This is a genomic window from Pseudoduganella danionis, assembly GCF_009720775.1.
GTDB lineage: Bacteria > Pseudomonadota > Gammaproteobacteria > Burkholderiales > Burkholderiaceae_D > Rugamonas > Rugamonas danionis.
In genome coordinates, this window is record NZ_WNKW01000005.1 from 286,239 (window position 1) to 301,699 (window position 15,461).

Genomic DNA, 15,461 nt, shown 5'->3' on the forward strand with positions numbered 1-15,461 from the left:
GTAATTGGCGAAATTGGCGAATATTTCGCCCCGAGGCCGCGCATATTGTTGTCCATCCACAACAAAAATGTCACATTTCACGCTGATTCTCACACAAACTCACCGCCAGGGTTTACACTATCTCTGCGTCCTAGACAACACAGAACAAAACACTACGAGATCAACGGGAGGAAATCACAATGAAACAACCCAAACTGGCCTTGACGGTACTGGCCGTACTTGGTGCACTGGCTGCACAAGCCCACGCGGACGACAGTCTGCCTATCACCATCAGCGGCTTCGGCACGGGCGCGCTGACCATGACAGACACCAATGACGGTCTGTTCAACCGCGTCAATCAGGTGGGTGGCGCCGGCAAGAGCGCGCGCACCGGCGTGGACTCGAATCTGGGCCTGCAGATGACGGCCAAGCTGAGCGACAACCTGTCGCTGACGGCACAGGGTCTGGTACGCAAGAACGGTCCTAGCGACCAGTTCAGCGGCGAAATGGCCTGGGCTTTTGCCAAATACAAGGCCACCGATGAAATCTCCTTCCGCGTGGGCCGTATTGGTCTGCCGGTCTACATGATTTCCGATGTGCGCAATGTGGGCTATGCCAACATCATGATGCGCGCGCCGAACGAAGTCTATCGTCAGGTGACGGCCGACAATATCGATGGCGGCGACATCCTCTATCAGCACAGCTTCGGCGACACCACGGTAACCGGGCAGTTGGCAGTAGGCCGCACCCGCTTCCACGCATCGAGCAACTACGATGTGGAATTCAAGCCAGCCGTGTCGGCACAGGTGGTACTGGAAAACGGCCCGTTCACCTATCGCCTGGGCCACGCCAAAGCCAAGGTCAATGTGTATGACAACGCCAACCTGAATACCCTGCTGGCGGCGCTGAACAAATACGGCCTGACCTCGGTTGTGGCCGAACTGCCGCTGCACGATATCGATGGCACCTTCACTTCGGCCGGCATTTCCATGGATTACAACAACATCGTGCTGCAGGGCGAATACGCCAAGCGCAAGACGGAAACCCGCGCCATCCAGGACACCAGCTCCTACTACCTGATGGCCGGCTACCGCATGGGCAAATTCCTGCCTTACGTAATGCACGGCGACGTCAAGCAGGACAGCATCCGCAGCTTCGCCAGTCTGCCAACCACGGGTCCGCTGGCTGCCCTGACGGCAGCTGCCAATGGCGCCATCCAGGCAGGTCTGCAGTCCACCACGGCCATCGGCGTGCGCTGGGACTTCTATAAGTCGGCAGCGTTCAAGTTCCAGATCGATCACATCAGCACCCGTGATGGCACTGGCTACTTCGTCAATGCCAAACCTGCACTGGCAGGCAAGAGCGTCAATGTGTATGCCGCCGGCATCGATTTCGTATTCTAAGGAGAGCCTCTATGAAAACGGCCATTGCAAAAGTTCTGCTCGCGCTCGGTCTCGGTATGGCAGCTGCACCAATGTTTGCTGCCGAGATCGTGGTTATCGTCAATCCCAAGAATCCGGCTACGCGCATGTTCAGCGAACAGGCTGGCCAGTTCTTCCTCGGCAAGTCGACCCTGTTCACTCCTATCGAGCACACGGACGGCCCGCTGCGCAACGAGTTCTATAAAAAGGTGCTGGACAAGGATGCCACCCAGGTGAAAGCCATCTGGTCCAAGCTGGTGTTCACGGGTAAAGCCACGGCACCGAAAGAACTGGGTTCCAGTGCCGAGGTGAAGAAAGCCGTGGCGGCTGACGTCAGCGCCATCGGCTACATTGAAAAGTCGCAGGTCGACGATACCGTGAAGGTGATACTGACGGTACAGTAAGCTTGCAGTCTGAGCGCACTACCCCAACGCCCGGCTCAGCCGGGCGTTGTTGTTTGGCCTGCCGCTTCAGCCTTCCACTACCACCAGTGGCACTAGCTGTTTGCGCGCATGGCGTGCATGCGGCACCCACGCCAGCGCCTGCCAGCGGCGCCACATGATCAGGCCGCGTATCCATTCGTCTGCGGCGTAAGCGAGCCACACGCCGGGCAAGCCCCAGCCCAACACCACCCCGAACAGCCAGCTACCGCCGGCCAGTACCAGCAGCATGGACAGCGCGCCCGCCAGCAAAGGAAAACGGGCATCGCCCGCTGCGCGCAAGGCATTGATCACCACCAGATTGAAAGTGCGGCCCGGCTCCAGCAATACCGTCAGCCACAGCAGGATGGTGCCACCCGCAAGTATGTGCTCGTCATTGCTGAACCAGCCCAGCAGCGGCCTGGCCGCCAGCGCCGCCAGTGCAGCAATCAGCAGCGCGACCAGCGCGCCACGTAGTAACATGCGTTGGACCAGTTGATGCGCCTGACGCAACTGGCCTGCACCGATCAGATAGCCCACCATGATTTCCACGGTCAGACCGCTGGCGATGCTGAACATCATTACGCCCGCCATCACCTGCAGTACATAGGCCTGGGTGGCCAGCGCCGTCGCCCCCAGTTCCGCTGCCGTGGCCACGCTGACCATGAAAGCCAGCCGCCAAGCGATGTTCTCCGCCGCCCCGGGCAGGCCGATGTGCAGCACGGCCGCCAGTTCGGCCCGCGGCAAGCGCCACCAGTCCTGCGCGTGCAGACGTATGCCCAGCTGGCGCTGCCACAGGATCAGATGCAGCGCCAGGCCCAGCATGCGGCTCAGCGTGAGTGCCAGTGCATAGCCGGGCAGCCCAATGGCCGGTAAGCCGCCCCAGCCAAACATCAGGGGCAGCGCCAGCGCCAGATGGCAGACATGCATGGCCACTAGCACCAGCAAGGTATCGCGCGTGCGCAGATGGGCCCGCATCACGCTGGCCATGGCAGCATTCCAGGCATCGAACAACATGGCCAGCGCCAGGGCCTTTAACAAGGGCACGGCCAGTGGCAGCACGTCAGCCGGCGTGTTCAACAGCCGCAACAGGGGTTCGGCTGCGAGCCAGCCGGCCAGTGCCGAAATTCCGCCCAGCCAGCTACTGGCACCAACCACGGCACGCGCCACATTCTGCGCTGCATCATATTGTCGTGCGCCCAGCTTCTGCGTTACCACCACGCTGACGCCGGCGCCGATGATGCGGAACAGCAGGAACAACATGGCAGTTACCTGGCTGGCGATGGCAAAAGCCGCACCGGCCGCATCCGAACTTCGGGAGGCCAGCGCAGTACCCGCCACGCTGATCGCCATGGCCAGGCCTAATTCTGCCAGTAAAGGCCAGACCAGCGCATGCATGCGCAGAGGGGGGCGGGAGCGGTTCATGAATTCAATGAGTTTGTTGCAGGCAGCGCTAGTGTAACGCAAGTGGAAGCGCTTACATAACTACCATAGAATATATCTATTGATGATTTTTGGTTGGCAAAGTGTACACTCTTGCTGCATCCTTTTATCCAGTCCGCAAGCCGCCTTGACCCCTGCCGCCGTCCTTCGCCTGCTTCCTGTTTTGCTGCTATGCCTGTCAGGCAGGCTGGCGCACGGGCAAACGCTGGCCGTGCTGCACCCGGAACTGAACGGACCTTATCGCAGCGTCGTCAGCGAAATCCTGCAGGGGGTGGAAGAGCAGACCCGCAGCCGCCCGCGCGCCATTGCGCTGGGCCAGATAGCCGATGGCAGCGAATTGCGCGCCAGCCTGAAGAATAGCAAAGCCGTCATCGCGCTGGGTCGGCAAGGCATGAAAGTGGCGGCCACACTAGAGGCTGGCACGCCCGTGGTGATAGGCGGCGTCAATCCCGGTGCCGAAGGCGAGCAGCTTAACGGCATCAGCATGATGCCTGATCCGGCCCTGCTGTTCAGTCTGCTCAGAAACGTCCTGCCCGGGGTAAAACGCGTGATGGTGGTCTACCACCCGCAAAATAGCGAAGCCCAGTTGCGGTTGGCACGCGAGGCGGCACGCGCCCAGGGGCTGGACTTTTCCGCACTGGAGGCGACGGATCTGGCCAGCGCGGCGCGCGCCTATGAAGCCCTGCTCAGCACGGCCGATGGCCGGCGCGATGCACTATGGCTGCCACAGGATGGCACCACGGTCGAAGAAACCACCCTACTGCCCATGATACTGAAGGAATCGTGGAGCCGCAGCCTGCCCGTGTTTTCCAGCAGCGTGCTGCACGTCAAGAAGGGCGTGCTGTTCGGCATGTATCCGAATAATGTACAACTGGGCCATGATCTAGCCCAGCTTGCCACTGCGCTACAAAACGGCGAAACCATACGGCGCGGACTGACGCCCTTGCGTGCGCTCAGCAGTGCACTCAATACGCGTACCGCCAGCCACCTCGGGCTGCACCTGAGCACAGCACAACAAAGGCAATTCGATGCAATCTTCCCTGAACTCTAAGCTGCGTGCCGCCTTGCCGGCAGCGTGCAGCCCCCTGCAACGCCGCTCAGCCACGCCATGATCCAGTCACTCCGTCTATTCCTGCGCCGCACCGGCTTCCAGCGCCAGTTAATGCTGATCGCTGCCAGCTCCATCCTCGGACTGGCCGTGTTCTCGGCCCTGATGAATGCGCGCGAAGCCAATGTGCGCATGCGCGACTACTACATCGGCCAGGGCCAGCGCATCGCCGAGAATCTGGCGCGCCAGAGTACCCTGGCCTTGCTGTTCCATTCGCCCGAAAACGCGCGCGAAGTGGTCAGCACCACGCTGGCCTTCCCCGATGTGAGCGCCGTGCAGATCATGGATGCGCAGCAGCGTGTGCTGGTTAGTGAAACCCCGGCCGGTCAGCCTGCCCTGCATGCGCCGGGCACTGCCCTGCCGGCCCGCGCCGGTCTGATCAGCGAAGATAGCCGCAGCTGGCTGTTTGCGGCGCCCGTGTTTGGCGGACAGGCGGAAAGCTCGCCGCTCGATCCGCAGGATGTGCGCCCGCAAGTCCAGGGCTATGTGCATGTTCAAATTGCCAAGAGCACGCTGAATAGCCTGACCAATTCCCTCTTGCTGGGCAATCTGGTACTGACCCTGTCGTTTGCCGTGCTGGTGCTGGGTGTGGGCCGCTTGCTGACGCGCCATATGATACGGCCGCTGAATGCGCTGTCGGCGCTGATGCGGCGCGCCGAAGCGGGCGAATCAGGCATGCGCGCGAGTCCGTCCGGTCCTCGCGACCTGATCGATATGGCCCAGGCCTTCAACCAGATGATGGTAGTGCTCGAACAGCGCGAAAGCGAACTCAAGGACTCGCGCGATGCCGCCATCAATCTGGCCCAGTTGAAAGCCCAGTTTGCCGCCACCGTCAGCCATGAAGTGCGTACGCCACTCAACGGCGTGGTCGGCATGCTGGACATGCTGCGCGAAACCCGGCTCTCGGCGCGCCAGCAGGAACTGGTCGACGTGGCCTGGAATTCGTCCAACACCCTGATCGAGCTGATCAACAACATCCTGGACTTTTCCAAGCTCGAAGCAGGCAAGCTGACGCTGGAACCCAACACCTTCGACCTGCCAGCCTTGCTCGATCAGGTGATCGATCTGCTGGAGCCGCAGGCCAGCCAGAAAGGCCTGCGCCTGAGCTGGCAGGCCGCCGGCGAACTGCCGCCATATATCACAGGCGATGCCATGCGGCTGCGCCAGATCCTGCTTAACTTGATAGGCAATGCCATCAAGTTCACTGCACGCGGCGAAATCAGCGTCAGCCTGCGCATAAGCGGCGACGCCGCTGCCATGCGTCTGCACTGCAGCGTGCGCGATAGCGGCATAGGCATGAGCGCGGAGGTCTGCCAGCGCCTGTTCCACGCCTATGTGCAGCCGGAGACGGGGACCACGCGGCGCTATGGCGGCACGGGGCTGGGCCTGGCCATCTGCAAACAACTGGTGGAGCTGCTCGGCGGCCAGATCAGTGTGGAAAGCAGCCCCGGCCACGGCAGTTGCTTCAGCTTCGACATGCTGTGCCAGTCTGCTAGCGCCGCACCGGCCTCGCGCGCGCTGCCTGCCGCAGCCGACGAGCGCAGCGCTGCCCTGCCCGCCCCGGCAACACGCAGCCAGCCGGCCAAGACTGGCTCGGCGCCGCCGCGCTTCCGCGTACTGGTGGCCGAAGACAATCGCACCAATCAGATGGTGGCGGCCGGCATGCTGGCCCTGAATGACTGTGCTTGCGTATTCGCGGCCGATGGCGCCGAAGCCGTGCGCGCCGCCCAGCGCGAACAGTTCGACCTGATCCTGATGGATTGCAGCATGCCGGAAATGGATGGCTACGAAGCCACCGCCCATATCCGTCTGGCCGAACTGGCCAGCGGACGGCGTACGCCGCTGCTGGCCATGACGGCCAACACCCAGTCCGGTGATGCAGAAAAATGTCTGGCCGCCGGCATGGATGACTATCTGGCCAAGCCCATCACGCTGGTGGAACTGCGTCGCAAGCTGGAAAAATGGCTGCCCCTGCTCGATGTGCTACCCACACCCCAGCCCGCGCCTATGAATGCCGCCGGCCCTTGCCCCGTCAACCGCGCCGTGTTCGAGCCGCTATGCCAGGTACTGGGCGCCAGCCTGCCACAGGCCATCGAACCCTATCTGGAAGATGCGCCGCGCTGCATCGACGATGTGCAACAGGCTATGGCCACGGGCAACTATACGCTGGCACGCGAGCGCGCCCATACGCTCAAGGGCGCCTCGGCCAATCTGGGCGCAGAAGCGCTGGCCCAGCTGGCCCAGCAGGTGGAAGACTATGCGGCACGCGGACAGGGCGAGCTGCTGGCACCGTTGCTGGTGCCGCTGCGCAGTCAATACGCAGCACTGGCCGGCTTCCTGCAAGCCCAGCTACGCGTGATCGCGCCAGCGCTCGACCAGCACGACGATAGTCTGGCCCAGGTGCTGATCGTCGATGATGACCGCAGCACGCGCAGCACCTTGCGCCATACCCTGCAGCGCGACGGCTTCCATGTGGAAGAAGCGGCCGATGGTGCGCAGGCATTGGCCATGCTGGCCGTTTGGCAGCCCGACGTGATCCTGATGGATGCCATGATGCCCGTGATGGATGGCTTTACCGCCTGCGCGCGCATGCAGCAGCTACCTCATGGCAGCGAGATACCCGTGCTGATGATTACCGCACTGCAGGACAACGCCTCCGTCGAAAAAGCCTTTGCCGCCGGCGCCAGCGATTACATCCCCAAGCCCATCCACTACGCCGTGCTGTCGCAGCGGGTACGCCGCATCATCGAAGGCAACCGGGCCGAGAAGCGCATTCGCCACCTGGCCTACAACGATGTGCTGACCAACCTGCCCAACCGGACCCTGTTCTTCGATCTGCTGGCCCAGCGCATCAGCCGGGCAAGCGAACAACAGCACCAGCTCGGCGTGCTGTTCATGGATCTGGACCGCTTCAAATACGTCAACGACAATCTGGGCCACCACATCGGCGACCGCCTGCTGCAGGCCGTGGCCCAGCGCGTGCGCCAGACCGTGCGCGATGACGACACCGTGGCCCGCCTCGGTGGCGATGAATTCACCGTGGTGCTCGACCATCTGGATAGCCCCGCTGCCGCAGCCACGGCCGCACAAAATATCGTGCGCGCACTAAGCGCCCCCTTCCCCATCGATGGCAACGATATCTTCGTCACGGCCAGCGTGGGCATCGCCATGTACCCGCACGACGGGCTGGATGTGGCCAGCCTGGTCAAGCATGCCGACAGCGCCATGTACCGCGCCAAGCGCACCAACAGCGGCTTCCAGTTCTATGAAGCGTCGATGGAACTGTCCATCTCCGAGCACGTGCGGCTGGAGAGCGATCTGCGCCACGCCATGCTGCAAGGCCACCAGCTCGAAGTGTATTACCAGCCGCAGGCGCGCATGCAGGACGGCGGCATCCTCGGCATGGAAGCGCTGCTGCGCTGGCACCATCCGCTGCGCGGCCTGATCCCGCCCGACCAGTTCGTACCGCTGGCGGAAGAGACGGGGCTGATCATCCCTATCGGCGAGTGGGTGCTGCGCACCGCCTGTACCCAGTTGCAAAGCTGGCGCGCGGAAGGCATGCCGGATCTGCGCGTGGCCGTCAACCTGTCGGTACGCCAGCTGCTGCAGAAGAATTTCAGCACTACCGTAGCCAACATACTGGCCGAAAGCGGTCTGCCGCCAGCCATGCTGGAATTGGAAATCACCGAAAGCACGCTGATGGAAAACGCCCAGGATACGCTGGCTACGCTGCATAGTCTGCACGCGCTCGGAGTGCGCCTGTCGATCGACGACTTCGGCACCGGCTATTCCTCGCTGTCCTATCTGAAGCGCTTCCCCGTCGACATTCTCAAGATCGACCGCTCGTTTGTGCAGGATGTGCCGCAGGATAGCGATGACATGGCCATCGTCAGCGCCATTATCGCGCTAGCCCATAGCCTGCGGCTCGAAGTAGTGGCCGAAGGCGTGGAAACGCAAGCCCAGCTCGACTTCCTGCGCACACGCCAATGCGATCTGCTGCAGGGCTATTACTTAAGCCCGGCTCTGCCGGCGCAGCAGTGTGCCGAACTGATACGCGCCCATCAGGCGCGCAGCAGTAACACACTGGCCGCGCTGGAATAAGGCCGCACACCATGCCGCAAAGTTTTGTTTATCCGTCTAGTACCGTATCAGGAGTTTTCGCGTGAATATGCCCCGTCCTCACCGTTTGCGCTATGCGCTGGCAGTTGCCCTGCCATGGTTCTTCAGCGCCCCGCTGGCCTGGGCCAGCCCGGTATCCGATGACGATGACCTGGCCCTGTCGTATAGCGAAGCAGCCAGCGTCAGCATCGCTACCGGCAATAGCCAGAGCTTGCGCCGCGCCCCCGCCGTGGCCAGCGTGATCACGGCGGCCGACATCGTCGCCATGGGTGCGACAGAACTGGACCAGATCCTCGAGACGGTGCCCGGCATCCACGTCAACCGTGCGCCCAATAGCAACTCGCCGCTGTATGTGGTGCGCGGCATCGTCAGCGCCTTCAATCCGCAGGTGCTGCTACTGCAGAACGGCATACCCATCACCACGGCCTACATGGGCAACAAAGGCAATATCTGGGGCGCCTACCCGGTCGAACATATCGCCCGCATCGAAATCCTGCGCGGGCCCGGTTCGGCCCTGTATGGCTCGGATGCCTATGCGGGCGTCATCAACATCATCACCAAGAATGCCGCCGAGGTGGGCGGTACGGAATTCGGCCTGCGCGGCGCCAGCTTCGGTACAGGCGACCTGTGGTTCCAGCAAGGCACGCGGCTAGGGCCGCTGGCTGTGGCCAGCTACCTGCGCTATGGCCAGACGGACGGCAACCACAATCTGGTGGAGAGCGATGCCCAAAGCCGCAACGACAAACTGTTTAACACCCATGCCACGCTGGCCCCCGGCCAGATCAACAATCAGCTCAAGGCGGTGGACGGCAATCTCGACCTACAGTTTGGCGTCTGGCGTGCCCGCTTCGGCTACAAGCGCCGCTACGACATGGGTACGGGTCTGGGCATAGCCTGGTCGCTCGATCCCACCGGCCGCCAGCAAACCGAGCGCATCACCAGCAGCCTGTCATGGGCCGATGCCCAGCTCGCGCATGACTGGGGTGCGGGTGCCACACTGAGCAGCCAGCAGTATTCGCAAGAAATTCCCACCTGGTTTCGGCTGATGCCTGCCGGACTGGTCTATCCTACCGGCGCCTTCCCCAACGGCATGATCGCCGCACCAGAGACCTGGGAACGCACCTACCGTGCCAGCGCCTATGCCGATTACAGCGGCTGGCAACTGCACCGCCTGCGACTGGGTGTGGGCCACGACGATATCGATATGTACCGCACGCGCGAGTATCGCAATTTTAACTATGCCGCCAACGGCATGCCGATTCCGCTGCCCAGCGTGATCGAAACCAGCGCGAGCTCGCCTTTCATCCGGCCGCAGCGGCGCAACATCAACTATCTCTACCTGCAGGATGAATGGAATCTGGCGGCCGACTGGAACCTCACGGCGGGCCTGCGCCATGACCGCTATTCCGATTTCGGCAGCACCACCAATCCCCGTCTCGCACTGGTGTGGGATGCCAGCTACGATCTGACCGCCAAGCTGCTGTATGGCCGCGCCTTCCGGGCGCCAGCGTTTGTGGAAAGCTATGGCATCAGCAATCCCGTCGCCTTGGGCAATCCTCTCCTCAAGCCGGAACGCAACGCCACCACCGAACTGGCGCTGGCCTGGCAGCTCAGCAGCAACGCCAGCTTCAACCTGACGTTCTATCACTACAGCATGCACGACATCATCCGTGCCGTCATGAACCCGGTGGCCGGCACTGGCTCCACCTATGCCAACACGGGCGACCAGCGCGGCGACGGGCTTGAGCTGGAAGGCAAGTGGCAGCTGACCAGCACCGTACAGTTCAGCGGAAATTATGCGTGGCAGCGCTCCATCGATCAGCGCACAGGCACTGATGCCGGGGCAGCACCGCGCCACCATTTGCTGGGCAGGATAGACTGGAGCGTGGTAACCGACTACCAGCTCGGCGCCCAGCTCAACCACGTGGCTGGGCGGCGCCGTCCGCTCGGCGATCTGCGTGCACCGATCGCCGACTACAGCACGGCTGACTTTACCATCGCCACGCGTTACGGCCGCCAGCGCTGGAACTACACGCTGGCCATCCGCAATGCCTTCAACGCCAACGTACGTGAACCCAGCCCGGCGCCGGGGCTGGCGCTGCCCGGCGATATACCCATGCCGGGTCGTAACATTTCACTGCAAGCCAGCTACCAGATGTAGTCGCGCCGCAGCGCCAGCGCTTCAGGCTGCGCGCGGTAGCGCCGCCAGCTTGCGCTGCGCCAATCTGGTCTGGGGCGGCATGGCTAGCACCTTAGTCTGGCGGAGCGGTTCATGGTCCAGCCGGAAGCCGCCCATCAGCTGAGCCATTTCACGGCATTGCTGCTGCATGGCCTGGGCGGCAGCTGCGGCCTGCTCCACCAGCGCTGCATTCTGCTGGGTCACGCCATCCATCTCGCCAATGGCGGCATTGACCTGTTCTATGCCTTGCTCCTGCGCGCTGCTGGCACTGCTAATGGCAGCGATAATCCCCGCCACTTCACCGACCCGCGTGACGATTTCCGCCATGGTCACGCCAGCATCGCGCGCCAGAGCGCTGCCACCCGCGATCTGCTCTGCCGATTCATTGATCAGCAGCTTGATTTCCTTGGCCGCCACGGCCGAACGCTGGGCCAGATTGCGTACTTCCGTTGCCACCACGGCGAAACCGCGGCCCTGATCGCCGGCCCGGGCCGCTTCCACGGCCGCGTTCAATGCCAGAATATTGGTCTGGAACGCGATGCCATCGATCACGCTGGTGATCTCGACGATGCGCTGGGCTGCCGCATCGATGTTCTGCATGGTCGCTACCACCTGCGCCACCACGGCGCCGCCCTTGTCCGCTACTTCCGTCGCCGACACGGCCAGCGCATTGGCCGTACGGGCATTGCCGCTATTGGCGCGTACCGCCTCAGTCAGTTCGACCATGGCCGATGCCGTTTCTTCCAGCGCGCCGGCCTGATGTTCGGTACGCTGCGACAGATCCAGATTGCCCGCCGCAATTTCACGCGAGCTGTAGTCTATGCTGTCCGCACCATCGCGCACGCGCCGCACCGTGTGGGCCAGCCGCTCTGTCATATGGCTGAGCGCATCGAGCAGCTTGCCAATTTCATCGTCGCGCTCATGGGCGATACTGCCGTGCAGCTGGCCGGACGCCACCTGCTGTGCCAGCAGCACAGCCTGTTCGAGCGGGCGCACCACGCTGCGCGTCAGCAGCACAGCCAGCACTATGCCCGTGACCAGCGCCAGAGCACCCAGCACCAGCAACAGTAGGCGGCTCAGGGCAAACTGGCTGGCACTGTGTTCGGCAAGCTGTTGCGCCTGCTGCTTCTGATAGGCCAGCAACTGTGTCAGCGCGCCCGTATAGGCACCGGCCACGGCCGGCATACGCTGCTCCAGCAAGTCAGCGACTTCCTGGATGCGGCCGCCATCCTTGTATTTGAACAGCTCGCTGCGCATGGCCAGATACGCCTGCTTGTGGCGCGCCACCTGCTGCAGCAAACGGGTTTCCTCGGCGTCGCTGGGCAACTGCGCCAATCGCTGTTCCAGCGCAGCCAGCTGTTTCTCGCCCGCGTCGAGCTGGGCCTGGAACAGATCGGCCACTTCCAGACTGTCGGCGCGCGCTACCGACACGGTGCGCAAGCCATTGAGTTCTACGCTGGCCAGCAGCTCCGAGCCGAGCTGCTGTTTGGCCAGTTTTTCGTTGACCAGTATCGAGGTGCTGGCATTGCCCGTATGCAGACGCCAGAGTGCGACGGCGGACATGCACGCCATTAGCACGAGCAACAGGCCGAACGAGGCCATGACACGGAAACCAGTATTAAATCGGGGAATATTCATCGCGTTTTCTAGGGGATGGACTGAGTGAGAAACAGCCGGCAGTTTAGTGACCAAATGTGACGTCATCATTACCTCATGGAAACTATTAGTACATCAGGCCTATGTAATGAGCAGGTAACAATTTCCCATTAGCATTACGACCACTAGCCATTACCGGGAAACCCCACCGTGGAGTTCAACGCTTCTCGTCACCACCTGCCGCGCTTCCGCCTGTCCACCGCCGCCGATCTGTGCGTGGAAACGGTGTCGGTCGCATCCGACACCAGCAATCTGGGCGTGCTGGAACTGTTCACCGAACGGCGCGAGCTGATGAGCTTGCCCGTGCTCGAACATGAGCGCCCGATAGGCCTAATCAGCCGTAACATCTTCCTGTCGCAGATGTCCAAGCCTTACTACCACGAGCTGTATGGCAAGAAGAGCTGCATCGCCTTCATGGACAAGGATCCCCTCATCGTCGACGCGGCCATGAGCATCGAAGAGCTGACCTTTCGCGCCGTGGAATCGGGCGAGAAAGCGCTGGCTGATGGTTTCATCGTCAGCCGCGATGGCGGCCTGGCCGGCGTCGGCTTCGGCCTGCAACTGATGAATGTGGTGGCGAATATGCAGGCCGAGCGCAACCGCCAGATCATGCACAGCATCGCCTACGCCAGCGTAATCCAGCGTTCGCTGCTGCGCCCTTCCGATCTGGCGCTGGCCGCCGCCGTGGCCGATGCCCACCTCGAATGGCAGCCGCGCGACGTGGTGGGCGGCGACTTCTACCATTTTGCCCAGTATCCGCAGGGCTGGTTCGGTGCGATTGCCGATTGCACGGGTCATGGCGTGCCGGGTGCCTTCATGACGCTGATCACTTCCTCCATCCTGTCGCAGGCACTGCAGCAGCAAGGGCCGGCCGATCCTGCCGCGCTGCTGGCCGAAGTCAGTCGTGGTGTCAAAAGCATGCTGGCCCAGCAGGACGCTAGCAATGGCAGCAGCAGCTCCAACGACGGCATGGACGCCGGCTTCATCTGGTACGAGCGCGCCAGCCGCACCTTGCATTACGCCGGGGCACGCATGGCCTTGTTCCTGCTCACTCCGGACAGCGCCGCCATCCAGAGCATAGACGGCGACCGCATGGGCGTGGGCTACACCGATACGCCGGCCGACTATCAGTGGCACAACATCAGCGTGGACATACCCCCGGGCAGCTTACTGCTGCTCACCACCGATGGTCTGATCGACCAGATCGGCGGCAGCCGCGACATCGCCTATGGCAAACGGCGCATGCGCGATGCCCTGCTGGCCCAGCGCCATGCCAGCGCAGCGCAAGCCGGTGCGGCACTGCTGGCGGACTTCCTTGCGTGGCAAGGCAGCCAGCCGCGCCGCGACGACCTGACCTTTTTCGTTTTTCGCCCTTAGGAGCACCCTTTGCTGTACGAAGAATTCAACGACTTCTGGGACGTGGCCCGCAAGCGCCACATCATCTTCTTCTACGTGGGCTATTTCTCGCAGCACGTGGTGGCCGCCATTTCCGAAACCATCAAGGCGCGGCTGGATACGGCCGGCGCGGCGGGACCTACGCGGCGCCGCATCTTTTCCTCGTTCGTGGAAATGTCGCAGAACATCATGCACTACTCGTCCGACACGCTCACGCCGGGGCAGGAAACCACGGGCCAGATGCGCCGCGGCTCGTTCTGCATAGGCATGAAGGACGACAGCTTCTTCCTGCTATGTGCCAATCCGGTCGACAGCACCAATGTGGAACGCATACGCCAGCGCCTCGAACCGCTGCACAGCATGACCATGGAAGAAATCAAGACTGCCTATAAAAAGGCCTTGCGCGACGAAGCCCCGAGCGACAGCAAGGGCGCCGGTCTGGGCTTTCTGACCATGGCGCGCGACGCCAGCGAACCGCTCGAATTCGAATTCGTGCAGGAAGCTCATGCGCCTGACACCACGGTGTTCTGCATCAAGGCGATTATCTAATTCAGTACTGGAACCGTTATGCAAGCACTCTATCTCAGCGCCACCCCTACCTCGCCGGAAGTGGACTTCCGCTTCGAACAGCATAGCCTGTCGATCAAGGGTGAATCCTATCCGGAAAATGCCGCTGCCTTCTACAGCCCCCTGATCGAACAGGTGCAACACTATCTGGCTAGCTGCGACGGCCAAAGCATCAGCGTGAATGTCTCGCTGGCCTACTTCAACAGCTCCAGCACCAAGATGCTGTTTGCCTTCTTCGACGCGCTGAATCAGGCTGCCATGGCCGGCAACGACGTCTGCCTGAACTGGTACCACGACGAGGACGACGACACCATCCTCGAATTCGGCGAAGAACTGCGCGACGACTTCGCCGCACTGGACTTCCGCGCCCATGCCGTGAGTGGCCAGTAATGCAGCGCCACGCCGCCCGCGCCGAAGCCGATTTGTTTGCACAGGAAAGTGCGGCACTGGCGCAGGCGCGCGCCGCCCATGACGATGCGCAGGCCGATACCCGTGCCGCGCTGGCAGCCCTGATCAACCATTACGAGCGCCTGATGCGCGAGAGCCGCCGCCTGATCCGCCGCAGCGACCGCGCCGAACTCGATATGAACCAGATGAACCGCCAGCTACACGAGCTGGCGCAGCAACTCGAATACCGCGCCACGCATGACACGCTGACGGGTGCTCTGAACCGCGGCGCCATCATCGAATGCGCCACGCGGGCGCTGGCACAGGGCGATCTGGCCCTGATCGTGCTCGATATCGACCACTTCAAATGGGTCAATGACGATTTCGGCCATCCGGCCGGCGATATGGTGATCCAGACCGTCGTGGCCTGTCTGCAGCAGCTACTGGGGCCTGAGGCCAGCATAGGCCGCGTGGGTGGGGAAGAATTTTCCGTGGTGTGGCCAACCAGCGAGCTGGCCGAGGCACTGAGCGTGGCCAAGCGTATCTGCGACGCGATCGCCGATCAGGTGTTTGCCGCGCCCATCAACCGCCAGATCACGGCCAGTGTGGGCGTGAGCTGGGCCGCTTGTGGCGGCAGCTTCGAAACCATCTACAGCCATGCCGACGAAGCCCTGTACGCGGCCAAGCGGGCTGGCCGCAATTGCGTACGCAGCCATGTGGGCGAGGATCTCAACCCGCTACTATTCGCCGCCGCCTGAGGCTGCGGCTGCGGCTGCGACTGCCCACCT

General features: G+C 62.5%; 11 protein-coding genes. 9 read left to right on the top strand and 2 right to left on the bottom strand.

Annotation, left to right across the window (positions count from 1 at the left end):
• Window positions 1-179: 179 nt before the first annotated feature.
• Together GM655_RS17815 and GM655_RS17820 are read left to right on the top strand one after the other, a co-directional pair.
• Window positions 180-1,382: a porin gene (locus tag GM655_RS17815; RefSeq protein ID WP_155436030.1), complete on the top strand. Its 1,203-nt coding sequence runs from the start codon at window positions 180-182 to the stop codon at window positions 1,380-1,382.
• A gap of 11 nt (window positions 1,383-1,393) precedes the next feature.
• Window positions 1,394-1,804, top strand: a complete 411-nt coding sequence (locus GM655_RS17820; RefSeq protein WP_155436031.1) for a type 2 periplasmic-binding domain-containing protein — start codon at window positions 1,394-1,396, stop codon at window positions 1,802-1,804.
• A gap of 66 nt (window positions 1,805-1,870) precedes the next feature.
• On the opposite strand, the gene GM655_RS17825 is transcribed toward GM655_RS17820, so the two are convergent.
• Window positions 1,871-3,244, bottom strand: a complete 1,374-nt coding sequence (locus GM655_RS17825) for an MATE family efflux transporter (protein WP_229632623.1) — start codon at window positions 3,242-3,244, stop codon at window positions 1,871-1,873.
• Between the two features lie 229 nt (window positions 3,245-3,473).
• Here GM655_RS17825 and GM655_RS17830 point away from each other — a divergent pair, with 229 nt between their 5' ends.
• The 3 genes from GM655_RS17830 to GM655_RS17840 all read left to right on the top strand — a co-directional run bounded on the left by GM655_RS17830 (window position 3,474) and on the right by GM655_RS17840 (window position 10,650).
• Window positions 3,474-4,313 (top strand): ABC transporter substrate-binding protein, encoded by an 840-nt coding sequence (locus GM655_RS17830; protein ID WP_371866875.1) that lies wholly within the window; start codon window positions 3,474-3,476, stop codon window positions 4,311-4,313.
• Window positions 4,314-4,370: 57 nt separating this feature from the next.
• Window positions 4,371-8,471: an EAL domain-containing protein gene (locus tag GM655_RS17835; RefSeq protein WP_155436033.1), complete on the top strand. Its 4,101-nt coding sequence runs from the start codon at window positions 4,371-4,373 to the stop codon at window positions 8,469-8,471.
• Between the two features lie 67 nt (window positions 8,472-8,538).
• Complete coding sequence (locus GM655_RS17840; protein ID WP_155436034.1) at window positions 8,539-10,650, top strand: TonB-dependent receptor plug domain-containing protein; 2,112 nt, start codon at window positions 8,539-8,541, stop codon at window positions 10,648-10,650.
• Between the two features lie 21 nt (window positions 10,651-10,671).
• Here the strand turns inward: GM655_RS17840 and GM655_RS17845 are convergent, their stop codons facing one another.
• The gene (locus tag GM655_RS17845) at window positions 10,672-12,306 is read right to left on the bottom strand and encodes a methyl-accepting chemotaxis protein (protein WP_155436035.1); all 1,635 of its coding nucleotides are present in this window, start codon (window positions 12,304-12,306) and stop codon (window positions 10,672-10,674) included.
• A gap of 168 nt (window positions 12,307-12,474) precedes the next feature.
• Here GM655_RS17845 and GM655_RS17850 point away from each other — a divergent pair, with 168 nt between their 5' ends.
• The 4 genes from GM655_RS17850 to GM655_RS17865 are packed head-to-tail and all read left to right on the top strand — an operon-like array spanning window position 12,475 to window position 15,431.
• On the top strand, window positions 12,475-13,701 hold the full coding sequence (locus GM655_RS17850) for a SpoIIE family protein phosphatase (RefSeq protein ID WP_371866876.1): 1,227 nt from the start codon (window positions 12,475-12,477) through the stop codon (window positions 13,699-13,701).
• A gap of 9 nt (window positions 13,702-13,710) precedes the next feature.
• Window positions 13,711-14,268, top strand: a complete 558-nt coding sequence (locus GM655_RS17855) for a SiaB family protein kinase (protein ID WP_155436036.1) — start codon at window positions 13,711-13,713, stop codon at window positions 14,266-14,268.
• Between the two features lie 18 nt (window positions 14,269-14,286).
• Window positions 14,287-14,676, top strand: a complete 390-nt coding sequence (locus GM655_RS17860) for a DUF1987 domain-containing protein (protein WP_155436037.1) — start codon at window positions 14,287-14,289, stop codon at window positions 14,674-14,676.
• Window positions 14,676-15,431 carry a GGDEF domain-containing protein gene (locus GM655_RS17865; protein WP_155436038.1) on the top strand — a complete coding sequence of 252 codons (756 nt, stop codon included), beginning with the start codon at window positions 14,676-14,678 and terminating at the stop codon, window positions 15,429-15,431. Before GM655_RS17860 ends, GM655_RS17865 begins: the two co-directional genes overlap by 1 nt.
• Window positions 15,432-15,461: the final 30 nt, after the last annotated feature.